The 26,908-nt window shown below is 74.7% G+C and carries 28 protein-coding genes and 1 pseudogene; 11 read left to right on the top strand and 18 right to left on the bottom strand.

The genetic code is table 11. The features are described 5' to 3' along the window. Positions 1 to 13: 13 nt before the first annotated feature. On the bottom strand, positions 14 to 541 hold the full coding sequence (locus tag IEY96_RS09255; protein WP_229791488.1) for a GNAT family N-acetyltransferase: 528 nt from the start codon (positions 539 to 541) through the stop codon (positions 14 to 16). A 390-nt stretch (positions 542 to 931) separates the two neighbouring features. On the opposite strand from IEY96_RS09255, the gene IEY96_RS09250 reads away from it, so the two are divergent. The 3 genes and pseudogenes from IEY96_RS09250 to IEY96_RS09240 form a co-directional block, all read left to right on the top strand. Next, complete coding sequence (locus IEY96_RS09250) at positions 932 to 2,158, top strand: MFS transporter (protein WP_189194394.1); 1,227 nt, start codon at positions 932 to 934, stop codon at positions 2,156 to 2,158. A 226-nt stretch (positions 2,159 to 2,384) separates the two neighbouring features. Beyond that, positions 2,385 to 3,956 carry a glycosyltransferase family 4 protein gene (locus IEY96_RS09245; RefSeq protein ID WP_189194769.1) on the top strand — a complete coding sequence of 524 codons (1,572 nt, stop codon included), beginning with the start codon at positions 2,385 to 2,387 and terminating at the stop codon, positions 3,954 to 3,956. Further along, a pseudogene (locus IEY96_RS09240) lies at positions 3,938 to 5,476 on the top strand (glycosyltransferase family 2 protein); the annotation flags it as partial. The gene IEY96_RS09245 and the pseudogene IEY96_RS09240, both read left to right, overlap by 19 nt. On the opposite strand, the gene IEY96_RS32555 reads toward IEY96_RS09240, so the two are convergent. The 4 genes from IEY96_RS32555 to IEY96_RS09225 form a co-directional block, all read right to left on the bottom strand. After that, on the bottom strand, positions 5,477 to 5,770 hold the full coding sequence (locus IEY96_RS32555; RefSeq protein WP_308429899.1) for a DUF6510 family protein: 294 nt from the start codon (positions 5,768 to 5,770) through the stop codon (positions 5,477 to 5,479). Positions 5,771 to 5,787: 17 nt separating this feature from the next. Further along, on the bottom strand, positions 5,788 to 6,549 hold the full coding sequence (locus IEY96_RS09235) for a ferredoxin reductase (protein ID WP_189194393.1): 762 nt from the start codon (positions 6,547 to 6,549) through the stop codon (positions 5,788 to 5,790). 1 nt (position 6,550) lies between these two features. After that, positions 6,551 to 7,141 carry a sulfite oxidase-like oxidoreductase gene (locus IEY96_RS09230; RefSeq protein ID WP_229791528.1) on the bottom strand — a complete coding sequence of 197 codons (591 nt, stop codon included), beginning with the start codon at positions 7,139 to 7,141 and terminating at the stop codon, positions 6,551 to 6,553. A 94-nt stretch (positions 7,142 to 7,235) separates the two neighbouring features. After that, positions 7,236 to 8,255 carry a TerC family protein gene (locus tag IEY96_RS09225; RefSeq protein WP_189194391.1) on the bottom strand — a complete coding sequence of 340 codons (1,020 nt, stop codon included), beginning with the start codon at positions 8,253 to 8,255 and terminating at the stop codon, positions 7,236 to 7,238. Between the two features lie 250 nt (positions 8,256 to 8,505). On the opposite strand from IEY96_RS09225, the gene IEY96_RS09220 reads away from it, so the two are divergent. After that, the gene (locus IEY96_RS09220) at positions 8,506 to 9,651 is read left to right on the top strand and encodes a CaiB/BaiF CoA transferase family protein (protein WP_189194390.1); all 1,146 of its coding nucleotides are present in this window, start codon (positions 8,506 to 8,508) and stop codon (positions 9,649 to 9,651) included. Between the two features lie 30 nt (positions 9,652 to 9,681). Here the strand turns inward: IEY96_RS09220 and IEY96_RS09215 are convergent, their stop codons facing one another. Further along, entirely contained in the window at positions 9,682 to 10,086 is a 405-nt protein-coding gene (locus IEY96_RS09215; RefSeq protein WP_189194389.1) for a DUF2267 domain-containing protein, read from the bottom strand. 156 nt (positions 10,087 to 10,242) lie between these two features. On the opposite strand from IEY96_RS09215, the gene IEY96_RS09210 reads away from it, so the two are divergent. Both IEY96_RS09210 and IEY96_RS09205 read left to right on the top strand, forming a co-directional pair. After that, positions 10,243 to 10,512, top strand: a complete 270-nt coding sequence (locus tag IEY96_RS09210) for a DUF2795 domain-containing protein (RefSeq protein WP_189194388.1) — start codon at positions 10,243 to 10,245, stop codon at positions 10,510 to 10,512. Positions 10,513 to 10,520: 8 nt separating this feature from the next. Further along, positions 10,521 to 11,183, top strand: a complete 663-nt coding sequence (locus IEY96_RS09205; protein ID WP_229791487.1) for a DUF1345 domain-containing protein — start codon at positions 10,521 to 10,523, stop codon at positions 11,181 to 11,183. A 212-nt stretch (positions 11,184 to 11,395) separates the two neighbouring features. On the opposite strand, the gene IEY96_RS09200 is transcribed toward IEY96_RS09205, so the two are convergent. The 5 genes from IEY96_RS09200 to IEY96_RS09180 form a co-directional block, all read right to left on the bottom strand. Continuing rightward, positions 11,396 to 12,064, bottom strand: a complete 669-nt coding sequence (locus tag IEY96_RS09200) for a hypothetical protein (RefSeq protein WP_189194387.1) — start codon at positions 12,062 to 12,064, stop codon at positions 11,396 to 11,398. Positions 12,065 to 12,096: 32 nt separating this feature from the next. Next, on the bottom strand, positions 12,097 to 13,068 hold the full coding sequence (locus tag IEY96_RS09195) for a pirin family protein (protein ID WP_189194386.1): 972 nt from the start codon (positions 13,066 to 13,068) through the stop codon (positions 12,097 to 12,099). Between the two features lie 15 nt (positions 13,069 to 13,083). After that, positions 13,084 to 13,929, bottom strand: a complete 846-nt coding sequence (locus IEY96_RS09190) for a toast rack family protein (RefSeq protein WP_189194385.1) — start codon at positions 13,927 to 13,929, stop codon at positions 13,084 to 13,086. A gap of 261 nt (positions 13,930 to 14,190) precedes the next feature. Continuing rightward, on the bottom strand, positions 14,191 to 14,766 hold the full coding sequence (locus IEY96_RS09185) for a hypothetical protein (protein ID WP_189194384.1): 576 nt from the start codon (positions 14,764 to 14,766) through the stop codon (positions 14,191 to 14,193). 428 nt (positions 14,767 to 15,194) lie between these two features. Continuing rightward, complete coding sequence (locus tag IEY96_RS09180) at positions 15,195 to 15,503, bottom strand: pyrophosphohydrolase domain-containing protein (RefSeq protein WP_189194383.1); 309 nt, start codon at positions 15,501 to 15,503, stop codon at positions 15,195 to 15,197. Positions 15,504 to 15,594: 91 nt separating this feature from the next. Between IEY96_RS09180 and gdhA the strand changes: the two genes are divergently transcribed. Then, complete coding sequence (gdhA, locus tag IEY96_RS09175; RefSeq protein ID WP_189194382.1) at positions 15,595 to 16,932, top strand: NADP-specific glutamate dehydrogenase; 1,338 nt, start codon at positions 15,595 to 15,597, stop codon at positions 16,930 to 16,932. A 165-nt stretch (positions 16,933 to 17,097) separates the two neighbouring features. Beyond that, positions 17,098 to 18,465 (top strand): hypothetical protein, encoded by a 1,368-nt coding sequence (locus IEY96_RS09170; protein WP_189194381.1) that lies wholly within the window; start codon positions 17,098 to 17,100, stop codon positions 18,463 to 18,465. A 65-nt stretch (positions 18,466 to 18,530) separates the two neighbouring features. Here the strand turns inward: IEY96_RS09170 and IEY96_RS09165 are convergent, their stop codons facing one another. Both IEY96_RS09165 and IEY96_RS09160 read right to left on the bottom strand, forming a co-directional pair. Further along, positions 18,531 to 19,106, bottom strand: a complete 576-nt coding sequence (locus tag IEY96_RS09165) for a hypothetical protein (protein ID WP_189194380.1) — start codon at positions 19,104 to 19,106, stop codon at positions 18,531 to 18,533. A 441-nt stretch (positions 19,107 to 19,547) separates the two neighbouring features. Further along, a complete protein-coding gene (locus IEY96_RS09160) occupies positions 19,548 to 20,300 on the bottom strand; it encodes a DedA family protein (protein WP_189194379.1) in 753 nt (250 codons plus the stop codon). Positions 20,301 to 20,365: 65 nt separating this feature from the next. Here IEY96_RS09160 and IEY96_RS09155 point away from each other — a divergent pair, with 65 nt between their 5' ends. From IEY96_RS09155 to IEY96_RS09145, 3 genes are all read left to right on the top strand, one after another. Continuing rightward, complete coding sequence (locus tag IEY96_RS09155; RefSeq protein WP_189194378.1) at positions 20,366 to 21,058, top strand: carbon-nitrogen hydrolase family protein; 693 nt, start codon at positions 20,366 to 20,368, stop codon at positions 21,056 to 21,058. A gap of 76 nt (positions 21,059 to 21,134) precedes the next feature. Further along, on the top strand, positions 21,135 to 21,791 hold the full coding sequence (locus IEY96_RS09150; RefSeq protein ID WP_229791486.1) for a phosphotransferase: 657 nt from the start codon (positions 21,135 to 21,137) through the stop codon (positions 21,789 to 21,791). Further along, complete coding sequence (locus IEY96_RS09145; RefSeq protein WP_229791485.1) at positions 21,788 to 22,615, top strand: MOSC domain-containing protein; 828 nt, start codon at positions 21,788 to 21,790, stop codon at positions 22,613 to 22,615. The genes IEY96_RS09150 and IEY96_RS09145 overlap by 4 nt, the downstream gene beginning before the upstream one ends. A 7-nt stretch (positions 22,616 to 22,622) precedes the next feature. Here the strand turns inward: IEY96_RS09145 and IEY96_RS09140 are convergent, their stop codons facing one another. The 5 genes from IEY96_RS09140 to IEY96_RS09120 all read right to left on the bottom strand — a co-directional run bounded on the left by IEY96_RS09140 (position 22,623) and on the right by IEY96_RS09120 (position 26,806). Then, complete coding sequence (locus IEY96_RS09140; protein WP_189194376.1) at positions 22,623 to 24,056, bottom strand: protein kinase domain-containing protein; 1,434 nt, start codon at positions 24,054 to 24,056, stop codon at positions 22,623 to 22,625. A gap of 130 nt (positions 24,057 to 24,186) precedes the next feature. After that, positions 24,187 to 24,408, bottom strand: coding sequence for a hypothetical protein (locus tag IEY96_RS09135; protein WP_189194375.1), 222 nt, complete (start codon positions 24,406 to 24,408; stop codon positions 24,187 to 24,189). A 2-nt stretch (positions 24,409 to 24,410) separates the two neighbouring features. Then, positions 24,411 to 25,460 (bottom strand): LacI family DNA-binding transcriptional regulator, encoded by a 1,050-nt coding sequence (locus IEY96_RS09130; RefSeq protein WP_229791484.1) that lies wholly within the window; start codon positions 25,458 to 25,460, stop codon positions 24,411 to 24,413. A gap of 88 nt (positions 25,461 to 25,548) precedes the next feature. Next, entirely contained in the window at positions 25,549 to 26,436 is an 888-nt protein-coding gene (locus IEY96_RS09125) for a Sco1979 family transcriptional regulator (protein WP_189194374.1), read from the bottom strand. 115 nt (positions 26,437 to 26,551) lie between these two features. Further along, positions 26,552 to 26,806: a DUF397 domain-containing protein gene (locus tag IEY96_RS09120; protein ID WP_189194373.1), complete on the bottom strand. Its 255-nt coding sequence runs from the start codon at positions 26,804 to 26,806 to the stop codon at positions 26,552 to 26,554. Positions 26,807 to 26,908 lie beyond the last annotated feature (102 nt).

Genomic DNA, 26,908 nt, shown 5'->3' with positions numbered 1-26,908 from the left:
GCCACCGCGCCGTTCAGGCGGCCGTCGGCGCGGTGATCGCCCAGCGCTCGTGGTCCCGCCAGGCGCCGTCGATGAACAGGTAGTCCGGCGAGAAGCCCTCCAGCCGGAACCCGAGCCGCTGGGCCAGCCGCTTCGACGGCTCGTTGCCGGGCTGGATGTTCGCCTCCAGCCGGTGCAGGCCGAGCGCGGTGAACGCGTGCTCGATCACCAGCCGGACCCCGGCGGAGGCGTGCCCGGTGCCGGCGTACGGCAGGAAGGCGGCGTAGCCGAGGTAGCCGCCGCGCAGCGCGCCCATGACGATGCCACTGATGTTCGCGTACCCGGCGATCTCGCCGCTGGCCCGGTCGCAGAGCAGATACCCGGAGCTGTCCCGCCCCCGGATCTTGCGCAGGTAGTCGGCGTACCGCGCGGCGTCGTCCGGCGCGGAGAGCCAGGGGTGGTGCAGGTCGTGGCTGCGCCGGGCGGCGGCGACGAACTCCCTCTCGTCGTCGGGTCGGGGGCGGCGGATGGCGACGCGGCCGTCGCTGCGCAGGTACCTCACGGCGATCCACTCTCGGTCACCCGCCCGGCCCCTGTCCAACCGGGGTCGCGCAGCGCGCCGAGGTGCCCTAGCGTGGCCCCCGAGGACGGGAGGTCGATCATGAGGACTGCTCCACTCGGCACGGTGCTGGTTCCCGCTTCGCCGCTGGGCGCCCCGGTGTCCTGACCTGACCGGCGCGGCTCCGCCGCCCGGACCGCCCGGCGCTTCCCGCCGGGCCGACACCGCCACCCTCGCCGCGAAGCGATCCGGTGACTCGCCCCGCGCGGGTCCCGATGTCCCGGCGTGCCCGCACGCCACCACATCGCTTCCGAGGGAGTTCCTCGTGTTTCCGGACGACCCGTCCGGGCGCCGCGCCGCGCCCGGATCGCACACCCCTGCCCGGTGGCCGGCATGACGGCCACCCTTCCCACCGGGCGACTCGGCCCCGACTTCCACCGGCTCTGGATCGCCTCGGCGGTCTCCAACCTCGGCGACGGCGTCACCCTGGTGGCCGCGCCGCTGCTCGTCGCCTCGCTCACCCCGGATCCGGCGGCGGTGGCCGCCGCCGCGCTGGCCCCGCAACTGCCGTGGCTGCTCCTGTCCCTGGTCAGCGGGGCGCTCGTGGACCGGCTCGACCGCCGCCGGCTGATCGTCGCGGTCAACCTGGGTCGGGCGCTGGCGCTGGCCGCGCTGGCCGGCGCGGTGCTCGCCGGCGTGGCCACCGTGCCACTGATCTGCCTCGCCTTCTTCCTCACCGGCGTCGGCGAGACCCTGGCCGACACCGCCGCCGGGGCACTCCTGCCGTCGGTGGTGCCAGCCGACCGCCTGGAGCAGGCCAACAGCCGGCTCTTTGCCACCTTCGTGATCGGCAACCAGTTCGCGGCCAAGCCACTCGGGGCGTACCTCTTCGTGGGTGCGACCGCGCTGCCGTTCGGGTTCGACGCGGCCACCTTCGGGCTGGCCGCGCTGCTCCTGGCGCTGCTGCGCTGGCGGCCCGTTCCGTCCGCGACGCCGCCGGCGCCCGCGGCGGCCCGCCGGTCGTTGCGGGCCGACGTGGCGGAGGGGGTACGCGCGCTCTGGGCCGTGCCGGTGCTGCGCACCCTGGCCGGCTGCATCGCCGTCATGAACGTGGCGTTCTGCGCCGCGTTCGCCGCGTTCGTGCTCTACGCCCGGCAGCGGCTCGGCCTCGCCGAGGTCGGGTACGGCCTGCTGCTGACCGCCTCGGCGCTCGGCGGGCTGGCCGGCAGCGCGCTGGCCACCCGGTTGCGGTCCCGGTTCGGCATGCCCGCGCTGCTGCGGGCCGGGCTGCTGATCGAGGTCGGGCTCCAGCTCGTCCTGGCCGGCACCCGGCATCCGGCGGTCGCCGGCGCGGCGCTGGCCGTGTGGGGTGGGCACGCCATGGTCTGGGGCGTGCTCGTGGTGTCGCTGCGGCAACGACTCGTGCCGGACCGGCTGCGCGGCCGGGTGAACAGCGTCTACGCCCTTGCCGACCTGGGCGGGGCGGCGCTGGGCACGGTCGCGGGCGGTGTCGTGGCCCGGGCGACCGGGAGCCTCCTGGCGCCGTTCTGGCTGGCAGCCGCGGCCCTGGCGATGCTCACGGCGCTTGCCTGGCGCAGGCTGGGCGACACCGGCCGCTGAGCCGTCCCCGCCGGTGGGGAGGCCGTCCGGTCTCCCCACCGGCGTCCCCTGTGTCGCGGGTCACCGCTCAACCGCCTCCTCTCGGTCACCTGGCCGTCACGTCGGCGTAGCCCCGGCGACGGTTGCCTCCACCAGCGTGGTGTCGCGCCGGGAAGGCCGGCCGACCAGCGGAGGACCAGCAGTGGCACACGACGAGGCGACGCCGCCGCGCCGCGGCCGGGTCGTCATGCTCGTCGACAACAAGGTCGACGGCGACTCCCGGGTGCAGAAGATCGCCCGGTCCGCCGCCGAGACCGGGTGGGACGTGACGCTGCTCGGCCGCTCGCCGGACGGCACCGAACGGAGCTGGCGGCTCGGGGCCGCCGAGGTGCGGCTGCTGCCGATGCCGGAGCCCCTGCACCGGCGCCGGCACGAGTTCCGCCGCTCGCTGCGCTGGCCGCTGGCGTACCGGTCGGGTGGCATCGCCGAGCACCGCGCCCAGTGGGTCCGGGCCTGGCGGGCCGACCTGGCCGTCCGGTCCGCCCTGCTGACGCGGCGCGCGGCCGACGGCGAGCTGGCCGGCGCCCGGTTGGGCCGGGCGCGCCGCACGCTGCGCCGCCGGGAGGTCGCCGCCCGGCTGCTCGACCGCTGGGTGTGGTTGCGGACCAAGATGATGAACAGGGTCCGGTACGGCCGCCGGTTCCGCGGCCCGTGGGACCGGGCGTACACGCTGTTCTGGCAGCTCGTCCAGGGTGACCGGGCGTGGCGGCGGCTGGAGCCGGGGCTCTGGGACTACGAGCTGGCCTACGGCCCCGAGGTGGACCGGCTGCGCCCGGACCTGATCCACGCGCACGACTTCCGGATGCTCGGCGTCGGCGCCCGCGCCAAGATCCGGGCGGCCGGCCAGGGCCGCCGGGTCGCGCTGGTCTGGGACGCCCACGAGTTCCTGCCCGGGATCAAGCCGTGGCGGGACCACGCCCGCTGGCTGCCCGCCCACCGGGCCCACGAGCGGGAGTACGCCCCGTACGCCGACGCGGTGCTCACCGTCTCGGCGGACCTGGCCGAGCTGCTGCGCCGCGAGCACGGGCTCGCCGAGACGCCGGGCGTGCTGCTCAACGCCCCCGCCGACGACCACCGCCCGGTCGACGACGCGCCGCCGCCGGACCTGCGGGCCGAGTGCGGGATCGGCCCGGACGTGCCGCTGCTGGTCTACAGCGGCGCGGCGGCCCCGCAGCGCGGGCTGGACAGCCTGGTCGAGGCGCTGCCCCGGCTGCCCGGGGTGCACCTCGCGCTGGTGGTCAACCCGGCGCTGCGCTACGTCGAGCGGCTCGCCGACCGGGCCGCCCGGCTCGGCGCCGCCGACCGGCTGCACGTGCTGCCGTACGTGCCGCACTGGCAGGTCGTGCCGTTCCTGTCCGGCGCCGACGTCGGGGTGATCCCGATCCACCGCTGGCCCAACCACGAGATCGCCCTGATCACCAAGTTCTTCGAGTACGCGCACGCCCGGCTGCCCGTGGTGGTCAGCGACGTGCGGACCATGGCCGCCACCGTCCGGCAGACCGGCCAGGGCGAGGTCTTCCGGGCCGGCGACGTCGACGACCTCGTCCGCGCGGTGACCGCCGTGCTGGCCGACCCCGCCCGGCACCGCGCCGCGTACGACCGGCCGGGCCTGCTCGCCGGCTGGACCTGGTCGGCCCAGGCCGAGGTGCTGGAGGCGGTCTACCGGCGGCTGCTGCCCGACGCACCACCCCCGCCCCACGCGGACCCGCTCGACCCGCCGACTCCCCGAGGAGCGCTCCGGTGCCCACCCCCGACGTGAGCGTCGTCATCCCGGTCTACAACACCCTGCCCTACCTGCGGACCTGCCTGGACTCGCTGCTGCGCCAGACGATCGGCCACGACCGCATGGAAATCGTGGCGGTGGACGACGGCTCCACCGACGGCAGCGGCCGGCTGCTGGACCGGTTCGCCGCCCGCCACCCGGGCACCGTGACGGTGCTCCACCAGGCCAACTCCGGCGGCCCGGCCGCACCCTGCAACCGGGGCCTGGAGGTGGCCACCGGCCGGTACGTCTTCTTCCTCGGCTCGGACGACCACCTCGGCCCGGAGGCCCTTGAACGGCTGGTCGCCGCCGCCGACCGGTACGGCTCGGACGTGGTGCTCGGCAAGGTGGTCGGTGTCAACGGCCGGCACGTCTTCTCCGACGTCTTCGCCGCCGGCAACGCGGTCGACGTGAGTCTGTTCGACTCGGCGCTGCCGTGGTCGCTGGCGAACACCAAGTTGTTCCGCCGGGACCTGGTGGACCGGCTCGGGCTGCGCTTCCCCGAGTACATGCCGGTGCTCAGCGACCAGCCGTTCACCCTGGCCGCCTGCTACCACGCCCGGCGGATCTCGGTGCTCGCCGACTACGACTACTACCACGCGGTGCGCCGGCTGGACGCCCGCAACATCACCTACCACAGCCGGGTCGACCAGCGCCTGGTCAGCGTGGAGCGGCTGTTCGCGTTCGTGGCCGGGCTGATCCCGGCCGGCCCGCGGCGCGACGCGGTGCTGCGCCGGCACGTCGGGCTGGAGCTGGCCAACCTGGTCGGCGACGACTTCCGCCGGCTGGACCGCCCCGCGCAGGAGCGGGTGCACGCCGCGGTGCGCCGGCTCGTCGAGCGGTACGTCACCGACGGGCTCCGGGACCGGCTCGACATCGAGGCCCGGCTACGGCTCGGCGCGGTGACCGCCGGGGGCGTCGACGACCTGCTGGCCGTCATCGACCAGGACGCCGAGCGGGGCGTCCCGGCCACGGTGGTCGCCCACGGCCGCTGGCACGCCGGATACCCGGGGGCACCGGCCGCCTGGACCGACGTCACCGAGGTACGCGCCGACTGGCTGGCCCGGCTGGACACCGTGACGGTGAGCTGGGCGGACGCGCACACCCTCGCGGTGACCACGCGCAGCCCGTACCCCCGGTTCGCGGCGGAGGCGGGGCCGGTCCGGCTGGTGGCCGGTCCGCTCGCCGGCACCACCCTGCTGGACGCCACCGATCCGACCGGCCGGACCGTGCGGACCGACTTCCCGGTCGACCGGCTCCTCGCCGGCAGCGCGGCCAGCGGGCAGCGGCACCCGGTCCGGGCCGAGCTCGACGGCGGCCACGGTCAGGGCAGCGCCCCGGTCCGCGCGCCCCGGCTCGCCGCCGGCCGCCCCCGGCTGGTGCGCCAGGGCGCCCGCCTGTACGGGGTGGCCGCGACCGTCGACCCGCGCAACGGCCAGCTCGTCCTGTCGGTGGTGCCGGTGACCGTCGGGCAGCTCGTCAGCCGGCTGCGCCGCCGCTGGCGGGGCGGGGCGGCGTCAGAGCGGTCGGGGGTGGGGCTGGTCGAGGGGCATGGGAATCTGGAGGAAGGTGGTGCCGCGCAGGTCGAGCCAGGCGCGGTCGGGGGCGCGGACCAGGCGCACCATCACACCGGTGCAGGCCGGGCAGCGCCCGATCAGGCCGGGGGCGTGCGAGTAGACGTGCAGCCCGGCCACCGGGCCGGTGGTGCCGCAGTGGTCGCAGCGGCCCATGGCGGAACTCAGGTCGACCGCGAAGAGCTCGCGCATCGGCCCGTCGAGCATGTTGCCGTCCAGGTAGGACATGTCGGTCATGCGCTCTCCTCGGGTGGTCAGCCGGTCGGGCCGAACCGTTCGGTCCGCACCCGCCGGGTCGGGTGGCCCAGCCCCACCAGCAGGTCCGCCACGGTCTCCACGAAGCCGGTGGGGCCGCAGACGTAGCAGAGCGGCTCCAGGTCGGGCGGCCAGCCGTGGCTGTTCACGTCGGCCAGGCCGATCCGGTGCGGCTCCCCCCGCCAGCCCTCCGGGGCCGCCCGGGTGTAGACGTACGCCACGTCGAGGCCCTGGTCGTCGCGGGCGCGGCGGCGCAGTTCGTCGGCGTAGATGACGTCGTCGGGGGTGCGCACCGAGTAGATGAGGCGGAACGGGGTCCGGCTGCCGGCGGCCCGCCGGGCCCGGACCATCGCCATCAGCGGCACCACCCCGGAGCCGCCTCCCACCAGCAGCACCGGCGCGGTCTCGTCGGTACGCCACACGAACCAGCCGCCGACCGGCCCGCGCACCTCCACCGGGTCGCCCTCGGCGTAGGTGTCGGTGAGGTACGGCGACACCTCCCCGTCGGGCACCCGCTGCACGGTCACCGCGATCCGCTCCCCCTCGGCCGGCCCGGCCAGCGAGTACGAGCGGGCCGCCTGGTAGCCGTCGGCGGCGGTGAGCCGGATGTCGACGTGCTGCCCCGGCTGGTGCCCCGGCCAGCCGGGCACCTCCAGCACCAGGGTCTGCGCGGTCGGCGTCTCGACCCGCCGCTCCACGAGCCGGGCCACCCGCCAGGTCAGCGGGGCGGCCACCCGACCACCGGTCGTCGGGGCGGCCACCTCAGTCGCCCTGGTAACGCTGCTCGCGCCACGGGTCGCCGTAGTCGTGGTAGCCGGCGGTCTCCCAGAAGCCCGGTTTGTCGTCGGTGAGCAGCCGGATGCCGCGGACCCACTTGGCCGACTTCCAGAAGTAGAGGTGCGGGACGAGCAGCCGGGCCGGCCCGCCGTGCTCGGCCGGGAGCGGGCCGCCGTCGTAGCTGTGCGCCACCCAGGCCCGGCCGCCCCGCAGGTCGTCCAGCGGCAGGTTGGTGGTGTACCCGCCGTAGGAGTGGACCAGGGCGTACCGGGCGGCGGTGTCGATGCCGTCGAGCAGGGTGTCCAGCGAGACGCCCTGCCAGTCGGTGCCCAGTTTGGACCAGCGGGTGACGCAGTGGATGTCCACGTGCGGCGTCTCCTGCGGCAGGCCCATCAGCTCGTCCCAGGACCACCGGTACTCGGCGCCACCCTCGTCGGTGACCACGAACTCCCAGGTGTCCAGCGGCACCCGGGGGGTCGGCCCGGCGGAGAGGACCGGGAAGTCCTGGGTGAGGTACTGCCCCGGCGGCAGGGCCGGTTCGGCCGTACGGGGCCGGCCCTGGAAGCCTGGCGACACGATTCCCACCCGTCAGTCGTACCACCTGGGGTGGGTCGGGGCGACGGGTTCGGCGGGGAGCCGCCGTGGTGGGTGACCACCGCGGCGGCCCGGGTCACCGCCGCTCGGCGACGGCCTCCCGCTCGCCGGGGGCGCGGTCGCGGGTGGCGCGCAGGCTGGTCAGGGTGACGATCGCCAGGACGCCGATGATGACGCCGAGCGAGGCCAGGGTGGGGATCTCCGGCACGCCCGACCAGATGCCGTGCGCCCAGTGCAGGCCCAGCTTGAGGCCGATGAAGGCGAGGATGGCGGCCAGGCCGTAGCTGAGGTGCACGAGGCGGCTCAGCGCGGCGTGCAGGACGAAGTAGAGCGCCCGCAGGCCGAGCAGGGCGAAGGCGTTGGTGGCGAAGACCAGGTAGGGGTCCTCGGTGATGCCGTAGACGGCGGGCACCGAGTCGACGGCGAAGACCACGTCGGTGGCGAGCACCGCGACCACCACGAGGGCGAACGGGGTGAGCGCCCGGCGGCCGTCCCGCCGGATGGTCATCTTCGGGCCGTGGTACTCGTCGACCACCGGCATGACCTTGCGGAGCAGCCGCACCGACCGCATCTTGTCGATGTCGACCTCCTGCTCGTGCCCGGTCAGGGCGTCGCGCAGCAGCTTGACCGCGGTGGCGATCAGGATGAGCGCGAAGAGCAGGAAGGCGAAGTCGAGGGTCTGCAGGGCGGCGGCGCCCAGCGCGATGAAGATCGCGCGCAGCACCAGCGCGCCGGCGATGCCGTAGAGCAGCACCCGCTGGGCCAGCACGGCGGGCACCGCGAACGCGGCCAGCAGCAGCATGAAGACGAAGAGGTTGTCGACCGAGAGCGACTTCTCCACCAGGTAACCGGTGAGATACTGGACGCCCTGCTCGGAGCCGTAGCGGCCCCAGACCCAGGCGCCGAAGGCCAGCGGAAGGGCGACGTAGAAGGCCGACCAGCCCAGCGCCTCCTTGAGGGAGACCTCGTGCGGCTTCCGGGTGACCAGGAAGTCCAGCACCAGCAGCGCGAGCACGCCGGCGATGGTCACCGCCCACAGGGTGGGGGTGCCGACCGACGACAGCTCGGCGGCGGACAGGTACGACAACTCGGTCATGGAGCCTCCTCGAACACGGTGCCATGTCCGAGGTCTCCTTCACCCACCGATCGTGGGCAACCACCCGAGGCGAGCCCGGGGCCCGCCGTACTGACCGGAATGGTTCGTGGGAAGTACTCCCCTCGCGGCTCCAAGGTTAGGGCAACCTCAACCCGCACGCCAAGTTTCGACGCGGATGATTGCCCTGGTCAACCGCTGTGCGGGCCGGTGGGGCGTGGTGCCCGGGCAGCCGGGGCCCTATGGTGACGCGATGGACAACGGGCCGCTGACCGGCGTACGGGTGATCGAGCTGGCCGGCATCGGTCCCGGGCCGTTCGCCGCCATGATGCTGGCCGACCTCGGCGCGGACGTGGTGCGGGTGGACCGGATCGGCGGCGGCGGCTTCGGCGACCTCCCGGGCGACCTGCTCAACCGCAACCGCCGCTCGCTCGCCGTCGACCTCAAGACGCCCGAGGGGCGCGAGGTGGTGCTGGCCCTGGTCGCCGGGGCGGACGCGCTGATCGAGGGCTTCCGGCCCGGGGTCACCGAGCGGCTCGGTCTCGGCCCGGACGACTGCCACGCCACCAACCCCCGCCTCGTGTACGGGCGGATGACCGGCTGGGGGCAGGACGGCCCGCTGGCCCACACCGCCGGCCACGACATCGACTACCTGGCGCTGACCGGCGCGCTGCACGGCGTCGGCCGGGCCGGCGAGCGCCCGGTGCCGCCCATGAACCTGCTCGGCGACTTCGGCGGCGGCGGGATGATGCTGGCCCTCGGCATCGTCGCGGCGCTGTACGCGGTCCGCGCCGGCGCCCCCGGCCAGGTGGTCGACGCGGCCATCGTGGACGGCGTGTCGGTGCTGGCCACCCAGATCCACGCGCTGCGCCGCGTCGGGATGTGGCAGGACCCGCGCGGGGTGAACCTGCTCGACGGCGGCGCGCCGTTCTACGACACGTACGAGTGCGCCGACGGGCGGCACCTCGCGGTGGGCGCGCTGGAGCCGCGGTTCTACGACGAGCTGGTCCGGCTCACCGGCTTCCCGCTCGACGGCGACGAGGCCCCGGACCGGCACGACCCGGCGAACTGGCCGGCGCTGCGGGCGGCCTGGGCCCGGCTGTTCCGCACCCGGACCCGGGACGAGTGGGCCGCGCTGCTGTCCGGCTCGGACGCCTGCGTGGCGCCCGTGCTGGACTGGGCCGAGGCCCCGGAGCACCCGCACCTGGCCGCCCGGAAGGTCTTCGTCGCGCCCGACGGGGTTCCCCAGCCGGCCCCCGCGCCGCGCTTCTCGGCCACCCCCACCTCGGTACGCCGGCCGCCGCCGCAGCCGGGTGAGCACACCGACGAGGTGCTGGCCGAGGCCGGCCTCGACGCGGCCCGGATCGCCGCCCTGCGCGCCGCCGGCACGGTCGCCTGACGGGGACCGGTCACCGGCGCGCCCGCCGGTTCAGCGGCGGCGGGAGGCCGGCGCCAGGGCCGGCTCGACCATGTCCCGGAAGTCGCGCGGCAGCTGGACCACCACGTCCTGGAACTCCCCGCTGGTGATCGACTCGTGCAGCGTGGTGCACACGGCCCGGACCGCGTCCCGGGCGGTGTTCTCGTCGCCGGCGACCCGCTGGGCGACCCGGGCGACGAACTCGGCCGCACCGAAGCGGTCGGCGGCCTCGGTACGGGGGTGGGGCCTCAGCATCCCCTGCAGGGACTTCGGCAGCTGCGCGGCGAGATCCAGCACCTCACCGCCGGTCAACCGCTCGGCCAGGGTCTCCAACGTGGCCCGGGTCAGCTCCACCGCCCGCTCCTCGGACGTCCCGGTACGCCGTGCCACCCGGTCGACGAAGGCGAGGTAGTGCATGCGTGGTACCCCCTTCGGTGCGCGGACCGGCCGCGTACCCGCCACTGCGCCCGGGAAACGGCGGGCGGATTTTCCGCCGGTCCGCGCGTGACCCGCGGTCGGGCGGGTATCCGCCGCCGGTCGTGACCGCAACTACAGGCGCGAGGAGCCCGACCCATGGCGAGTTACACGGACGTCCTTGAGTACCTGTCGGCGCTGGACTACCCGGCCGGCAAGGACGACGTCATCCGGGAGGCCGAACGGGAGGGTGCGCCGCCGGAGGTGTTGCGGGCGCTGCGGGCGCTGCCGCCGGTGGACTACGCCAACGGCACCGAGGTGGCCCGGTCGGCCGGCATCGACGCCGCGCCCGAGGTGGGCCGATCGCAGCGCGCGGCGCAGGCCCGGGAGAGGCACACCCGGGTCTCGCAGCACCTGCGCGGCATCTGATCCGACCGGTGCCGCGCCGGACGGCCGCCCGGGTCCACGGGCACGTGCCGGCGACGGTCCAACTCGTCGTGATGGCGCTGGTCGGCGCCGTCACCGGTGGTGCCGCCGCCGTCATGCTGACGCCGACGCTCGCCCCGCTGGTGGGGTGGGACGGCGCCGCGCTGAGCTGGCTGGTCCTGCAGTGGGGGCGGCTGTCCCGGCTGGACGCCGTCCGCACCGCGCGGCTGGCGAAGCTGGAGGACCCCAACCGGGCGACGCGCGACGCCCTGCTGCTGGCCGCCTGCCTGGCCAGCCTGCTCGCGGTCGGCCTGGTGCTGACCTCCGCGCACACCATCCCGCCCGGACTGCCCCGGGACCTCTACGGAGGGCTGGGCGTGCTCAGCGTCGTGATCGCCTGGTTCGTGGTGCACACCGTCTTCACCACCCGGTACGCCCGCCTGTACTACAGCGGCGAGCCGGGCGGGATCAACTTCCACCAGGCGGAGCCGCCCTGCTTCTCCGACTTCGCGTACGTCGGCTTCACAGTCGGCGCAACCTTCCAGGTGTCCGACACCGACCTGTGCAACTCGGAGATGCGGCGCACGGCGCTGCGGCACCTGCTGCTGTCGTACCTGTTCGGCGCGGTCATCATCGCCGCCACGGTGAACCTGATCGCCGGCCTCGCCGCGTGACCCGACAGCAGGCGGGCGCCCCGGGTCACGAACCGCGACCTGGGGCGCCACGCAGCACCTGTCCCCGCCGGTCCGCGCCCGAACCGGGTCGCGACCGACAGGCGGTGGATGTTCGCCCGAACCGGGCGGGCATCGCTGCCACGATCATCATACGACGCGGCATCCTCCGAACGGGTGAGTATCGCGAAACTGTGTCCGGTCGCACGTCCCGGTCAGGCGCTCAACTCCGCGTACCGCTTCTCCAGGTCCACCCGGGCCAGCGCCCCGACCAGCCAGGCCAGCCGCTCCGACTCGCCGCTGCCGGCCAGCCCGGCCAGGTCGTCGGCGGAGCGGCCCAACCCCAGCCGGCGGGCCGCCGCGAGGGCCCGCCGGTCGGCCACCGGCGCCACCTCGCGCCACACCGCCTGCGCCTCGCGCAGGAACAGGTCGGCCACCTCGTCGTCCACCCCGGGCAGCGCGGTCAGCAGCCGCCGCTCCCGCGCCGGATCCTGGTGCGCCTCCGTACGGAGCCGGCGCAGGTCACCCCGGTAGGCGTCGACGATCTTCCGGGCCAGGTCACCCAGGGTGGCCGCGAGGGTGTCCACGTCGCCACGCTGCCCGGCCGCGCGCAGCACGCGCACCCGGTCGGCGTGCAACGAGCGGGCCAGCCGGGCGGCGCTGTCCCAGCCGGCGTCCCGCAGCCCCGTCGCGGCGTCGACCGCCTTGTGGAAGTCGCCCCGCCTCGCCAGCAGAACGGACAGGTAGAGCACCTGGAACAGCTGGGACGGGTTGTTCGTGACCCGGAACCCGTACCGTTCGGCGAACCCCCGACCGTCCCCGGCGAGCCGGCGGACCAGCCGCTTCTTGTCCTCGATACTGGAAATCGCACTGGTGGTGGGCATGCCCGCCGTCTACCCGGGGTGGGGCGGGGCATTCAGCCGAGCGTGCTGCCGTGCCGGTCCCGTGCCTTGAGCCGTGTGGTGGGCAGCGCCGGGGCGGGCAGCGGAGGTGCGGGGTCCTCGGCGACCGTGCCGAACCGCCGGCCCGCCATCCAGTCCTCGCGGGCGGCGGCGACCTCCTCGTGCGACCGGCCCACGAAGTTCCACCACATGACGAGCGGCTCCTCGAACGGGGTGCCGCCGAGCAGCAGCAGCCGGCTGCCCGGGGCGCCGCGCAGGGTCAGCGACTCCCGGCCGGCGCCCAGGTAGAGCAGCGCGCCGGGGGCGAAGGCCACCCCGTCCGCCTCGGCGGAGCCGGACATGGCGAGCAGCCCGTACTCGAAGTCGCGGCGCAGCGGCAGCGTGGCCGGCGCCGGGCCGCTGACCTCCAGTTGCGCGCCGACCAGCGGGGTGTGCACCACGGCCCGGGAGCGCTCCCCGGCCATCTCGCCGACGAGCAGGGTGCCGGCCAGGTCGCCGTCGCGCCAGCGGGGCAGCTCGGCGTGGTGGGCGAAGTCGGCCGCGCCGGCCCGGGCCGGGTCCGGCAGCGCCACCCAGAGCTGCACGCCGTGCATGAGCGGCGGGTGCACCAGGGGCGAGCGTTCCGAGTGGGCGATGCCGTGCCCGGAGGTCATCACGTTGAGCTGGCCGGGGCGGATCGGCTGGACGTTGCCCAGGCTGTCCCGGTGCAGGATCTCCCCGTCGAGCAGCCAGGTGACCGTCTGCAACCCGGTGTGCGGGTGCGGCGGCACCTCCATGCCGGGACGCTCGGCCACGTCGTCCGGTCCGAAGTGGTCGACGAAGCACCAGGCGCCGACCAGCCGCCGCTGCCGCTGCGGCAGCAGCCGGCGCACGGTGGTGTAGCGGCCCAACGGCACGTCGTGCCCGGGCAGCAGCACGCTGCCCGGATCGGTGGAGCCCACGCCAGGTGGGAGGGTCTGCGCCGGCAGGGATTCGGTACGGTCCACCGCCCGACTGTACGCTCAGCCGGCCGCGACGCTCACCGTGTTCGCCCCGGCCACCAGGTCGAGGTAGAGCCGGTCCCGCGACCGGTCCCAGCCCGGCGAGCTGACCAGTTGCCCGGCGGCCACCCCGGTGCGGTGCTCGTCGTACACGGCCACCGAGCCGGCGCCGGCGGCGACCCGGACCCGGGCCGGCGGCCCGCCGGGAACGATCACCGTGAGCTCGCTGACCCCTCCGGTCATCCGTACCGTCATCGCGCCGCTGAGCGGGGGCAGTCGCAGGCCGGTCCGGGACGCGCCGCCGACCAGTTCGATCCCGGCCAGCCGGGCCGCACCCAGGTCGAGCTGCTGCTCGCTGACCCCGCCGACCAGGCGCAACCGCCAGGTCACCCGCGAGTTGAGCACCACCTCGACGGCGGCCGGCCCAGGCCGGCCGTTCTCCTGGACGCGCAGCCGGACGCGATCCCCGGTCACGTCGGGCCGCGGGGTCACGCCCGCCCCGTCCGGGGCGCTGACCCGGTACAGGTCGTCGCCCAGGTCGGCGGCCCGCAGGGTGAAACTGGTCAGGCCGTCGGTCAGCTCGAAGTCGGCGCGCCGCCGGTCGCCGCGCGGGGCCGTGAGAGTCTCCTCGGCGGCGACCTCGGCCGCGCCCACGCCGCCCGGCTGGTGGCGGTCCTCGGGAGCGGTCACCGTGGGCGCCCCGCCGGAGAAGGCGACCCCGAGGCGGGCGGGATGGGACAGCGTCACCACCACGGCCACCACGCCGAGCGCCACCACCAGCACGGCGGCGGCGACCAGCAGCCGGGCCGCCCCGGACCAGCCCGACCCTGGCCCGGTCAGGTCAGGGTCGTCCCCTGATGCCGCCATGGTTGTCCCCTCTCACCGGTCCCCGCTGGCTGATACGTCTCCGTCTGGGGTTCAGTTCATTCCGATGGGGGTGGTTGCGCTCGGGGGCTGGGGGCGAGGGTGACCGGCTCCGGGCGGTCAGGCTTGATCCCTGCGCCGGTCACCCTCGCCCCCAGCCCGTCGTGGTCCATCACCGCGCGGTCCCTCGCGGTCTTTTCCCAGGTACGCCGCTGGCCGGCACCCCGTGTTTTGGGGTGCCGGCCAGCGGTTCGTTGGTGTGGGTCAGCTGTTCCAGTGCTGGGCGACGATGTCGGCGGCCTGCTGCTCCCACTGCGCGTACGCATCCGGGTAGGCCGACACCTGCACGGTCTGGGCGGCCTCGGTCAGCGGCATGTCCTGCCAACCATCAACCTGCTTCAGACCCTTCAGGAACGCCAGCGTCGAGTACTCGGGGTCGGTGATCTGCTCCGGCGTGCCCCAACCCGAGGACGGGCGCTGCTGGAACAGACCCAGGCTGTCGTGGTCATTGCGGTCGCCGAGGTGGCCCAGGTTCTCCAGCTTCGACTCCTGCAGCGACGTGGCGATCGAGATGACCGCCGCCCGCTCCGGCAGACCGGCCTTCTTGGTGGCGGCGATGATCGCCTTCGCGTTGGCGGTCTGCTCGTCGTTCAGGGTGATCTTCGACTGGGCACCCTGCACACCGTGCGGGATCAGCTTGTCACCCTGCACGGCCACGGCGACCGGCTTGCCGCTGTTCACCGGCTCAGCGGCGTGGGCGGCGACCGGACCGGCGAAGACGCCACCGGTGAAGGCCAGACCAGCAATACCCAGCACGCTCTTCCGCAGCATCGTGTTCATGGGAAAGCTCCATTCGGGGGTCGGCGCACCATCCCGCCGACGGGGGTCGGCTACCGGGCGTGCGCAAGCACCGTCAGGCGCTCAAAAAAGTCTTAGGGGGATCATCCGGTGCGCGGGGCTAGGGCCTCTTCGTCGCGCCGGACCATGTACAACGACCGGCGGCCCACCATCATTCCGGGCCCGGCCACCCCGCCTGGCGGGGCGCCTTCCTCGGCCGTTCACCCGGATACAACGACGGCCACCCGCCCGCCATTCCGCCGCCAGGGTGCCGCCGGCCACCCGACGAACCGGACACGCCGCCCACACCGGCCCGTTCGGTGGAACGGCATGGAGGTATCCCGGCCCCGGGGACACCCACGGTGTTCCACTCGATGCGCCCAGGTGGCGGGAACCGGACATTCGTCCCCGACCGGGGGTCGGGCGGACGGTCAGCCGAGTCGGGTGCGTGCCTTCGCGGCGCAGGCTGACAGCACGGTCCGCGCGTCCAGGCCCAGGCTCTCGATCGCCACCAGGGCGGTGAAGGCGACATCCGCCAGTTCGGCGGCCACCTCCTCGCGGGTGTGCGTGACGCCCTTGCGGGGGTTCTGGCCGAGCACCCCGATCCAGGCGGCGGCCGCCTCCCCCGCCTCCTCGGTGAGCTTGAGCAGGCGGACGGTCAGCTCGGTGTCCCCGGTGCCGTTGGCGGCGTCCAGCCAGGCGCGGGCGTCCCGGGCCGTCTCCCAGATCAACTCGTCCATCGGACAAGTGAACCGGACGGCGGTGACGATCCGTACCCGGGGGCGGTGCGGCGACGAGGCCGGCACCGGGACCGGAAGGGGCGTGTCCGTGATGCCGGAGACCGTCGAGACGGTGTTCGCGAACGTGGTCAAGCGGAACCCGGGTGAGCCCGAGTTCCACCAGGCGGTCCGGGAGGTGCTGGAGAGCATCGGACCCGCCCTGGCCCGCCACCCCGAGTACGCGCACGCCTGTGTCATCGAGCGGATCTGCGAGCCGGAGCGGCAGGTCATCTTCCGGGTGCCGTGGGAGGACGACAACGGTCGGGTCCGGGTGAACCGCGGTTTCCGGGTGGAGTTCAACAGCGCCCTGGGCCCGTTCAAGGGCGGGCTGCGCTTCCACCCGTCGGTCTACCTGGGCATCGTGAAGTTCCTCGGCTTCGAGCAGATCTTCAAGAACGCGCTCACCGGCCTGCCGATCGGCGGCGGGAAGGGTGGCGCGGACTTCGACCCGAAGGGCCGCTCGGACCGGGAGGTGATGCGGTTCTGCCAGAGCTTCATGACCGAGCTGTACCGGCACATCGGCGCGCAGACCGACGTGCCGGCCGGGGACATCGGCGTGGGCGGCCGGGAGATCGGCTACCTGTTCGGCCAGTACAAGCGGATCACCAACCGGTACGAGTCGGGGGTGCTCACCGGCAAGGGTCTGGCGTACGGGGGCGCGCAGGTGCGGCGGGAGGCGACCGGTTACGGGGCGGTGTTCTTCGCCGAGGAGATGCTGAAGCAGACCGGGGACAGCCTGGACGGCAAGCGGGTGGTGGTCTCCGGCTCCGGCAACGTGGCCATCTACGCGATCGAGAAGGTGCACCAGCTCGGCGGCACGGTCGTGGCCTGCTCCGACTCGAACGGGTACGTGCTCGACGAGAAGGGCATCGACCTGGCCCTGCTGCGCGAGCTGAAGGAGGAGCGCCGGGCCCGCCTCGACGACTACGTCCGGCACGTGCCGCACGCGGTGGCGGTCTCCGGCCGTACCGTCTGGGAGGTGCCCTGCGACCTGGCGCTGCCCTGCGCGACGCAGAACGAGATCGGCGGCGCGGAGGCCGCGGCGCTGGTGGCCGGCGGCTGCGTCGCGGTGGTCGAGGGGGCGAACATGCCCACCACCCCGGAGGCGGTGCGGATCCTGGGCCGGGCCGGGGTGCGGTTCGCCCCCGGCAAGGCGGCCAACGCCGGCGGGGTGGCGGTGAGCGCGCTGGAGATGCAGCAGAACGCCAGCCGCGACTCGTGGACGTTCGCCCAGTCGGAGCAGCGGCTGCGCGAGACGATGCGGGACATCCACGCCCGGTGCTGGGCGACCGCCGAGGAGTACGGCCTGCCGGGCGACTACGTGGCCGGGGCGAACATCAACGGGTTCCGGCGGGTCGCGGAGGCGATGCTGGCGCACGGTCTGGTGTGAGCGGCCACTGTGGGCGGACCGGGCGGACCTGGCTGACCGTTCGGTCAGTCAACGATTGACAGGTGTCGAGGCCGAGCTTAGGTTCAGGGCGCTACCGGCCGGTAGGCACCCGTCCCGCCTGGCCGCCCCCGTCCCGGGGCGGCACCCGTCCCCGGGGGAGCATCGATGCTGACCTCATCCACCCGCCTCCTGCGCCGGCTGCTCGCCGCCGGCGCGGCTCTCACCCTCACGGTCGGCCTCGCCGGCGCCGCGCCCGCCGTCGCCGCCGACCGCGGCGACGACGGTAGCCAGCCGCTGCCCGGCTACACCATCAGCAACCCGCCGCTCGCGCCGCTGGTCGTCGACGGCGCCACCACCACCGTCCGGCAGGGCGTGCACGAACACGCCGGCTACGTGATCGAGACGCCCGCCCGGTGGAACGGCGAGCTCGTCATGTGGGCCCACGGCTACCGCGGCCAGGGCACCGTGCTCTCCCCCGAACCGCCCGGCTACGACCTGCGGCAGCGGTTGCTGGCGCAGGGCTACGCGTGGGCGTCGTCCTCGTACGACCGCAACGGCTACGACATCCGCTCGGGCGTCCTCGGCACCCGGGCGCTGGCCGACTTCTTCGCCGACACGGTGAAGCGGCCGAAGCGGGTGTACATCGCCGGTGTTTCCATGGGCGGGCACATCATCGGCCGCTCGCTGGAGCAGTACCCGGGCTACTACGACGGCGCGCTGCCGATGTGCGGGGTGCTCGGCGACCACGAGCTGTTCGACTTCTTCCTCGACTACAACCTGGTGGCGCAGGCCCTCGCCGGGGTGCGCGCGTACCCGACGCCCGACGACTACCTGACGAACGCCGTCCCGCGGATCCAGGTGGCGCTCGGTCTGGCCGGGCTGAAGCCGGGCGGCCCGGACACCACCAACGACCTCGGCAAGCAGTTGCGGGCGGTCACGGTCGAGCGGTCCGGCGGCCCGCGGCCGGGCGCCGACGCCGCCTTCGCGGTCTGGAAGGACTTCCTGTTCAGCATCACCACCACCGACGGCGGCGACTCCCCCGCCCAGCGGCCCGGTCAGCTCGCCACCAACCTGCTGACCCGGTACTCCCCGAACAGCCCGGTGAACGTCAACGCCACGGTGCAGCGGGTCGCCCCGGAGAACCTGTGGCAGCGGCTGTCCCCGACGCTGACCGAGGTGCCGCGGATCAGCGGCCGGCCGACCGTGCCGGTGCTCAGCCTGCACGACCTCGGCGACCTCTTCGTGCCGTTCAGCATGGAGCAGGCGTACGCCCGGGACGCCGCGTGGCACGGCCGTAGCCGGCTGGTCGTGCAGCGGGCGGTCCGGGCCGCACAGCACTGCGAGTTCAGCCCGGCCGAGGCCGGCGCCGCCTGGGACGACCTGGTTTCCTGGGTACGCACCGGCCAGCGCCCGGCCGGCGACGCCGTCACCGACCGGAAGGCGGTGTCGGCGCCGGACTTCGGCTGCCGGTTCAGCGACCCGGCCGCCTGGGCCGCCGGCTCGGGGACGCGTCGCCTGTACCCGCCCTGCTGACCGCGTTCCGGAGACGCCGCTGGCCGGCACCCCCTCGGGGTGCCGGCCAGCGTTTGCTTCTTGGGTCAGCTGTTCCAGTGGTGGGCGACGATGTCGGCGGCCTGCTGCTCCCACTGCGCGTACGCATCCGGGTAGGCCGACACCTGCACGGTCTGGGCGGCCTCGGTCAGCGGCATGTCCTGCCAACCGTCAACCTGCTTCAGACCCTTCTCGAAAGCCAGGGTGGAGTACTCGGGGTTGGTGATCTGCTCCGGCGTGCCCCAACCACTGGACGGGCGCTGCTGGAACAGGCCCAGCGAGTCATGGTCATTCTTGTCGCCGAGGTGGCCCAGGTTCTCCAGCTTCGACTCCTGCAGGCTCGTGGCGATCGAGATGACCGCGGCCCGCTCCGGCAGACCCGCCTTCTTCGTGGCGGCGATGATCGCCTTGGCGTTGGCGGTCTGCTCGTCGTTCAGGGTGATCTTCGACTGGGCGCCCTGCACACCGTGCGGGATGAGCTTGTCGCTCTGCACGGCCACCGCGACCGGCTTGCCCTCGACGGGGCCGGCATCGGCGTGGGCGGCGACCGGACCGGCGAACACGCCACCGGTGAAGGCCAGACCAGCAATACCCAGCACGCTCTTACGCAGCATCGTGTTCATGGGAAAGCTCCATTCGGGGGTTGGCGCACACACAAGCCGATGGGGGTCGGCCGGGTGTGGTGTGCGCAAGCACCGTCAGGCGCTCAAAAAGTCTTGGGGGATCATCCGGTGCGCGGGGCAAAGCCTCTTCGCGGCGCCGGGACCATGTACAACGACCGGCGGCCCACCATCATTCCGGGCCCGGCCACCCCGCCTCGGGGGGCGTCTTCCTCGGCCGTTCACCCGGATACAACGACGCCCACCCGCCCGCCATTCCGCCGGCAGGGTGCCGCCGGCCACCCGCGAAACGGACACCCCGCCCAGGATGGCGCGGTCGGTGGAACGGCATGGACGTATCCAGGCCCCGGAGACACCCATGGCGTTCCACTCGACGCGCCAAGCCGGGCGGGTACCGGACATACCGCCTCAGACCACAGCCAGCCAGGGCGGGACGTCGGGCGGTCAGTGGTCGTCGGACTCCTCGGGGACCCACCAGCCGCCCCGGTAGAGGGTGCCGCGGGGAGGCTCGGCCGGGGCGGTACGGGACCGGCGCGCACGGCGTACGCGGCTGACCACGAACCAGCCGACCGCGCCCACGCAGACCACGATGACCACGTTCTGCAGAGTCCCGACGTACGCCTCGACGACGTGCCAGTTCTCGCCGAGCAGGTAGCCGGCGAGCACGAAGGCGCTGTTCCAGATGAGGCTGCCCAGCGAGGTGAAGAGCAGGAAGACCGGCACGGGCATCCGTTCCACGCCGGCCGGGATGGAGATGAGACTGCGGAAGATCGGAATCATCCGGCCGAAGAACACGGCCTTGACGCCGTGCCGGAGGAACCACGCCTCGGTGCGGTCGACGTCCTCCAGCTTGACCAGCGGCAGCCGGCCCACGACGGCGCGCATCCGGTCCCGGCCGAGGGCCGCGCCGACGTAGTAGAGGGCCAGCGCACCCAGCACCGACCCGAGGGTGGTCCACGCGATCGCCCCGGCAAGGCTCATCCGCCCCTGGCTGGCGGTGAACCCGGCCAGCGGCAGGATCACCTCGCTGGGGATGGGCGGGAAGAGGTTCTCCAGAGCCACCGCGAGACCGGCGCCCGGGCCGCCGAGCCGTTCGACCAGGCCGGTGACCCAGCCGACGGGTCCTTCGCCGGCCGGTTCCGCGGCTCGCGGAGCCGCGACGCGGGGACCGACGAGGAGCTGTGCGTTTCCGATCATCCGACAACGTTACGAGGCGACGCGGCCGGCGACCACGGAAACCGGGGCCTACTACGCTGCGGGGCATGCGTACGCCGCTGCGTCTCGCGGTCGCCCAGCCGCTCTGCCGCTCGCACGATGTCGCCGGCAACGCCGAGCGGCATGCCGCCGCGGTGCGGGCCGCCGGGGCGCGCATGGTCGTCTTCCCCGAGCTGTCGCTCACCGGGTACGAACTGGACGCGGCGCCACTGGACCCCGCCGACGCCCGGCTCGCGCCACTGGTGGCGGCCTGCGCCGACACTGGTGCGCTGGCGCTGGCGGGCGCACCGGTGGCCGGGCGGCACATCGCGGTCCTCGCGGTGGACGGGGACGGCGCGCGGGTGGCGTACCGGAAGATGTGGCTGGGTGGCGCGGAGCCGCGACACTTCCGGCCGGGGCCGGAGCCGGCGGTGCTCGACGTCGACGGTTGGCGGCTGGGCCTCGCGGTCTGCAAGGACACCGGCGTCCCGGCGCACGCCGCGGCGACGGTGGCCCGGGGCGCCGACGCCTACCTGGCCGGCGTGCTGGAGTCGGCCGACGACGCGGCGGTCCCCGGGGAACGCGCGTGCCGGATCGCCACCGCCCACGGGGTGTGGGTGGTGATGTCCAGCTTCGCCGGCGCCACCGGCGGCGGCTATGCGCGGGCGGCCGGGGGTTCGGGGATCTGGTCGCCGGCAGGGGTCGCGGTCGCCCGGGCCGGGACGGCCGTCGGGGACCTCGTCACGGCGACCCTCCACTGAGTACGGGCACCCGGACGCCGGACCGGTCACCTACGGTGGTGCGGTGGTGTCCGCCGGCCCAGGGAGGGAGGAGCCCGTGCCGACCGCTCCCCTGGCCTCCGGCCGGACCGCCGACGTGTACGCCCTGGCCGGCGGCCGGGTGCTGCGCCGGTACCGGTCCGGTGGCGACGTACGTGCCGAGGCCGCACTGATGCGCCACCTGCACGCGGCCGGCTACCCCGTGCCCCGGGTGCACCACGCGGACGGCCCGGACCTGGTGCTCGAACGGGTTGCCGGCCCGACCCTGGTCGAGGCGTTCGTCGCGGGCGACGTGACGCTGCCGGCCATGGCGCGCCTGCTCGTCGACCTGCACGGCCGGCTGCACGCGCTGCCCGCCCTCCGGTCGGCCGACCCGGCGGTCCGGCTCCTGCACCTCGACCTGCACACGGAGAACGTGCTCCTCACGCTGGCCGGCCCGGTCGTCATCGACTGGGCCACCGCCGCCGAGGGGCCGCCCGCACTGGACCGGGCGATGACCGCGCTGATCATCGCGGAGGCCGCGGTGGACCCCTCCCTTCCGCTGCGGGCGGCGGCGGGCGAGCTGCTGTCGGCGTACGTGGCCGAGGCGGGGCCGCTGGCGCCGGTGGCGGAGGCCGTTTCGCGGCGGTCCGGCCTGGGGCCGCTCGAGACCGCCCGGCTGCCCGAGGCGGCCGCCCTGGTCGAGGCGACGGCACGGGCAGGTGGTTGCCGGTGAGCGGGCGGGTGGTGGGCATTCGGCGCTTTCCGGTGAAGTCGTTGCTGGGCGAGGAGCTGGACGCGGTGGGGGTGGACGCGGCCGGGCTGGCCGGGGACCGGCGGCTGGCCCTGCTGCACCGGGAGACCGGGCGGGTGGCGAGCGCGAAGAACCCGTACCGGTGGCGGGCGCTGACCACGCTGCGGGCCACCGGCGGCGACGGCGTGGTGCGGATCGCGCTGCCCGACGGCCGCGGCGTGGCCGCTGGCGACGAGGGGGTGGACGACGTGCTCTCCGAGGTGCTCGGCGCGCCGGTGACGCTGGTCGACACCCCGCCGCCGGACGCGGTGCTCGAGCGGTCCCGCCCGGAGGAGGTGCTCGCCGCCGGGGTGGCGGTGCCGGTGCCGGTCGACGAGGGGCGGCTCGGGGCGGCCGCGCCGCCCGGCGGCTTCGTCGACTTCGCCCCGGTGCACCTGCTGACCACCGCCACGCTGCGCCGGATCGGCGCGGAGCTGCCGTCGGGCGTGGTGGACCCGGCGCGGTACCGGCCGAACCTGGTGCTGGACACCGGCGGCGCGGGGTTCGAGGAGAACGACTGGCCGGGCCGCGAGCTGCGGATCGGCGCCGAGCTGGTGCTGCGGGTGGTGGCCCGCACGCCCCGCTGCGCGGTGCCGACCCTGGCGCACGGCGAGCTCCCCCGCGACCCGGAGGCGCTGCGGGTGCCGGCCCGGCTGAACCGGGTGGTGCCGCTGGACGGCCTGGCCCCGCAGCCCTGTGTCGGCGCGTACGCGCAGGTGGTCCGGGCGGGCCGGGTGCGGGCGGGCGACCCGGTGCGGCTGGACTGAGCCGGGCTCAGCCCTCGTCGCGGCCGCCCCCGCGCAGCCCCGCGTACGCGTCGAGCAGGTCCTGGAGGGCGCCGGCCGTGGCCTCGTCGAGCTTGCCGTCGTCGGCCAGGTCGCCGATCCGCTCGCGCAGGTCCTCGACCCGCTTGGCGCGGTCCCTGGGCTTGCCCCGGTCCAGCTCGGCGGCCTTCTCGCGCAGGTCGTTCGCGGTCTTCCGGTCGATCCGGCCGTCGGCCACGGCCTGGTCGACCACCTCCCCGAACTGCGCGGCGAGCTGGCGCAGGGTGACCGGAGCCGGCGGGGTGCTGGCCGGGCCGGAGGTGGCCGGCTCGGACGGGGTCGGTTCCTCGGCCGGCGTCGTGCCGGTCGACGGGCCGGCGACCGGCCCGGTGCCCGTCGGGTTGTCGGGGTTGTCGCCGAGCAGCAGCGTGCCGACCAGGGCGAGCAGCAGCACCACCCCGGCGGCCACCAGCGCCCCGATGAGCCGGTTCGACCGGGTGGCCGGCCGCGCGGGCGGCAGCGGGACGGGGCGGGGGGCCCGCTCGATCAGCGTCGGCGGGTGCTCCGGGCGGGCCACCGTGGGCAGGATCGCGGTCGGCGGGTCGGCCGGTTGACCGGCGCCGAGCCGGGTGGCGAGCTGGGCGGCGGTGGGCCGCCGCGCGGGGTCCACGGCCAGGCAGGCCAGGGTGAGTTCGGCGACGTCGGCGGGCAGCCCGGGGATGCGCAGCGGCGGCACCGGGGGGCGGTGGGCCTGGACGTCGAGCACGTCGTCCCAGGTCTGCACGGGCAGCGGGGCGTGCCCGGTGAGGGTGCGGTAGAGCAGGGCGCCGAGGGCGTACACGTCGCTGGCCGGGTTCGCCGGGCCGGGGGTCATCCGCTCCGGCGCGAAGTACGCCGGGGTGCCCATGAGCAGCTCGCCGGTCTGGCCCGCGAGGGGGTGGCGCGGCCCGGCCAGGGTGGCGATGCCGAAGTCGAGCACCTTCGCCCCGGTCTCGGTGAGCATCACGTTGCCGGGCTTGATGTCGCGGTGCACCACGCCGATCCGGTGCGCGGCGGCGAGGGCGGCGGCGATCTGCCCGGCCAGCCGGACGGCCTCCGGCCAGGCGAGTGGCCCGCCGGTCAGCCGGTCGGCGAGGGTGCGCCCCTCGACCAACTCCATCACGAGGTAGGGCACCACCGAGCCGTCGGGCAGGGTGGCCTCGCCGTAGTCGTACACCTGGGTCACGTGCGGGTGGGTGAGCCGCGCCGCCGCGCGGGCCTCGCGCTGGATGGTGGCGCGCAGCTGCGGGTCGGCGGCGAGCTGCGTGGCGAGGGCCTTGACCGCGACGGGGCGGTGCAGGACCTCGTCGTCGGCGCGCCACACCTCGGACATCCCTCCGAGCCCGATGCGCTCGCGCAGGACGTACCGATCGTGCAGCCGGAGCGAGGGCGTGAACGGCGACATGGTGGTCCAGTGTGCCTGGCCGGTGGGGTGCCCCACCAACCCGGTGCCAGGTTCCGCGCCGATCGGGCGGTTCCGGGTCGAACGGGATGCCGTCCGGGCGCCGGCCACCCGGACGGGCCGTCGGCCGCGGTCAGGACTGGCAGGTGGGGACCCGCGCGGGGCGGGGCTCCATCCGGTCGGCGAGGCGGCGCAGCGCCGCCGCGGTGGCCAGCCGGGTGGGCGCCAGCCGGGGCTGCCGGGGCTGCCGGGGCTGCCGGGGCCGGTCGGGGCGGACCGGGGCGTCGGGGCGGGCGGAGTTCACGTGCCGGGTCACGGCGTCGACGGCGAGGACGAAACCGGTGGAGTGTTCCATGGTCAGCTCCTGGGGACGGGACCGGTGGAGGTCCGGACGACGAGATCGGTGGGGAGCAGGAGGTGGCCGTCGGCCGGGTCGGCCGGCGGCTCCAGCAGCAGTGCGGCGGCGAGCCGGCCCTTCTCCTCGGCCGGCTGCCGAACGGTGGTCAGCCCCGCGGCGGCGGCCTCGGCGACGTCGTCGAAGCCGGTGACCGAGAGGCCGGAATCCGGGCCGGCCGCGTCGAGCACTCCGAGCGCCAGCACGTCGGAGCAGGCCAGTACGGCCGTGGGTGGGTCGTCCCCGGCCAGCACCGGTGCGACGGCCGCGGCGGCGGCCGCCCGGCTGTTGCCGGCGGTGTTGACCACGGTGATGGCCGACCACGGGACGCCGACGGCGGCGAACGCGTCGGCGAAGCCGGTGAGCCGGCCGCGGGTCGTGGGGTGGGGAGCGTCGCGCGGATCGGCCAGCCGCAGCGGCCCGGGCGGCGCGTCGGGCAGCACGGTGTCGCCGAGCAGGGCCACCCGCCGGTGCCCGAGGCCGGCGACGTGGGCGGCCACGGACCGGGCAGCGGCCCGCTCGTCGATGCCGACGAAGCTGTCGGCGGGCCCGGCGGCGTCGGGGGCGGTGGTGACGAGGGGCAGCCCGCGGCCGCGGATCGCGTCGAGCACGTGCTCCTCGTCGCCGACGCAGTAGACGCAGAAGCCGTCGACCGCGGCGTTGTCGACGGCGGCGCGGGCCCGGTCGCGGTCGCCGGGCAGCGGCACCAGCAGGAGGCTGGTGGAGTGCCGCTCGGCGACCTGGCCGACGCCGGCCAGGAAGCGCACCGCGAACGGGTCGGTGAAGGCGTAGGAGAGCTCGGAGGTGAACAGGACGCCGATCGCGCCGACGTAGCCGCGGCGCAGCGAGCGGGCGGTCGGGTCGGGGCCGGGGTAGCCGAGGCGGCGTGCGGCATCGAGGATCTTCGCCCGCAGCGCCGCGGAGAGCTGGTCCGGCCGGCTGTAGGCGTTGGAGACGGTGCTGCGGGACACGCCCACCGCGTTCGCGACGTCCTGCAGGGTCGGCTTCACCACCGGGTCTGCCCTTCTGGATCGATTCAGTGCTGTATCGATTCAGAAGCTACCCCACCAAGCGACGGGCGTCAACGGAGAACCGGCGCGGTCAGGCCGGGTAGAGCTCGTCCCGGATCCGGATCAGCAGCTCGGGGGTGCGTTCCGGCGGCGCGGCCTCACCGCAGAGCCGGTCCATGGCCCCCGCGTAGTGGTCGAGGTCGTCGCGCCTGTCGAGGTAGACGGCGCTGGTCAACTGTTCGATGTAGACGATGTCCGGCAGGTCCTGGTCGCCGAAGCGCAGGATGCTGAAGGCGCCACCGGCGGCGGCGTGCCCACCGGCGTCGAACGGGACGATCTGGAGCCGGACGTGCGGCGCGGCGGTCGCCTCGATCAGCGCGTCCAGCTGCCCGCACATCACCTCGGGGCCCCCGACGGGCCGGCGCAGGGCGGCCTCGTCGAGCACCGCCCAGAGCTGCGGCGGGTCGCTGCGGCGCAGCAGCTCCTGGCGTTCCATCCGCAGGTTCACCCGCCGCTCGACCTCCGCCGGCGGGGCGCCGCGGTGGCCGAGCAGGATCACCGCCCGGGCGTACGCGGGGGTCTGGAGCAGGCCCGGGACGAACTGCACCTCGTACGTGCGGATCAGCGCGGCGGCGGCCTCGAGCCCCAGGTAGGACTGGAACCAGCCGGGCAGCACGTCACCGTAGCGGTGCCACCAGCCGGGGCTGTTCGCGTCCCGGGCGAGCTTGAGGAGCGCCGCCCGCTCGTCGGGCGCGGTGACGCCGTAGAGGGTGAGCAGGTCGGCGACGTCGCGTTCCTTGAAACCGACCCGACCCAGCTCCATCCGGCTGATCTTGGATTCGGAGGAGCGGATCTCCCAGCCGGCGCTCTCCCGGCTCACCCCGGCGCTCTCCCGGAGCCGGCGCAGCTGCGCCCCGAGCAGCATGCGCAGCACGGTCGGGCCGCTGGTCGGGCCTCCCTCGACGGGCACCGTCGTCACCTGGCCGTCCTTCGCATGCCGACTGTCCTGACCGGACGCCCCAGCCCGGCCGAGGAGTAAGCATGTCATGGACCGACAGTGAGGTGAACTCCCCCGGACGGTGGATGTGGTCCCGTCAGCGGGACGGCGGCCGGGCGATCAGGTGGTCGAAGTCGCCGTCCCGGGCACCGAGCACGAACGCGGCGATCTCGTCGACCGTGTAGATGAGCGCCGGCCCCTCCGGGTGCCGGGAGTTGCGTACCGCGATGCCACCGCCGTCGGGCAGCTCGGCCAGTTCGACGCAGTTGCCGCTCGGGTTGCTGCGCCGGCTCTTGAGCCATCGCACCGGCGGCAGCTCGGTGGTGGGTACGCCATTCGAGGGCTGCTGCATGGGGGCGTCCTTCACGGGAAGAGCCAGCCGATGCCGCGGAGAGGGGCGGTGGGTGGCGACGGGGTGCTGTCGACTGTAGACGGAGATGCACGTGCATCTGCT

Source organism: Micromonospora fulviviridis (assembly GCF_014648395.1).
Classification (GTDB): Bacteria; Actinomycetota; Actinomycetes; order Mycobacteriales; family Micromonosporaceae; genus Micromonospora; species Micromonospora fulviviridis.
The sequence above is the reverse complement of the archived record's forward strand: the minus strand, read 5'-3'. Positions and strand labels throughout refer to the sequence as shown.

Bases quoted from the DNA above. Each gene is read 5' to 3' on its own strand.
- IEY96_RS09250 (WP_189194394.1), top strand. From the start codon at position 932: ATGACGGCCACCCTTCCCACCGGGCGACTCGGCCCCGACTTCCACCGG.
- IEY96_RS09245 (WP_189194769.1), top strand. From the start codon at position 2,385: ATGCTCGTCGACAACAAGGTCGACGGCGACTCCCGGGTGCAGAAGATC.
- IEY96_RS32555 (WP_308429899.1), bottom strand. From the start codon at position 5,770: ATGACCGACATGTCCTACCTGGACGGCAACATGCTCGACGGGCCGATG.
- IEY96_RS09225 (WP_189194391.1), bottom strand. From the start codon at position 8,255: ATGACCGAGTTGTCGTACCTGTCCGCCGCCGAGCTGTCGTCGGTCGGC.
- IEY96_RS09220 (WP_189194390.1), top strand. From the start codon at position 8,506: ATGGACAACGGGCCGCTGACCGGCGTACGGGTGATCGAGCTGGCCGGC.
- IEY96_RS09215 (WP_189194389.1), bottom strand. From the start codon at position 10,086: ATGCACTACCTCGCCTTCGTCGACCGGGTGGCACGGCGTACCGGGACG.
- IEY96_RS09210 (WP_189194388.1), top strand. From the start codon at position 10,243: ATGGCGAGTTACACGGACGTCCTTGAGTACCTGTCGGCGCTGGACTAC.
- IEY96_RS09200 (WP_189194387.1), bottom strand. From the start codon at position 12,064: ATGCCCACCACCAGTGCGATTTCCAGTATCGAGGACAAGAAGCGGCTG.
- IEY96_RS09190 (WP_189194385.1), bottom strand. From the start codon at position 13,929: ATGGCGGCATCAGGGGACGACCCTGACCTGACCGGGCCAGGGTCGGGC.
- IEY96_RS09185 (WP_189194384.1), bottom strand. From the start codon at position 14,766: ATGAACACGATGCTGCGGAAGAGCGTGCTGGGTATTGCTGGTCTGGCC.
- IEY96_RS09180 (WP_189194383.1), bottom strand. From the start codon at position 15,503: ATGGACGAGTTGATCTGGGAGACGGCCCGGGACGCCCGCGCCTGGCTG.
- gdhA (WP_189194382.1), top strand. From the start codon at position 15,595: ATGCCGGAGACCGTCGAGACGGTGTTCGCGAACGTGGTCAAGCGGAAC.
- IEY96_RS09170 (WP_189194381.1), top strand. From the start codon at position 17,098: ATGCTGACCTCATCCACCCGCCTCCTGCGCCGGCTGCTCGCCGCCGGC.
- IEY96_RS09165 (WP_189194380.1), bottom strand. From the start codon at position 19,106: ATGAACACGATGCTGCGTAAGAGCGTGCTGGGTATTGCTGGTCTGGCC.
- IEY96_RS09160 (WP_189194379.1), bottom strand. From the start codon at position 20,300: ATGATCGGAAACGCACAGCTCCTCGTCGGTCCCCGCGTCGCGGCTCCG.
- IEY96_RS09155 (WP_189194378.1), top strand. From the start codon at position 20,366: ATGCGTACGCCGCTGCGTCTCGCGGTCGCCCAGCCGCTCTGCCGCTCG.
- IEY96_RS09140 (WP_189194376.1), bottom strand. From the start codon at position 24,056: ATGTCGCCGTTCACGCCCTCGCTCCGGCTGCACGATCGGTACGTCCTG.
- IEY96_RS09135 (WP_189194375.1), bottom strand. From the start codon at position 24,408: ATGGAACACTCCACCGGTTTCGTCCTCGCCGTCGACGCCGTGACCCGG.
- IEY96_RS09120 (WP_189194373.1), bottom strand. From the start codon at position 26,806: ATGCAGCAGCCCTCGAATGGCGTACCCACCACCGAGCTGCCGCCGGTG.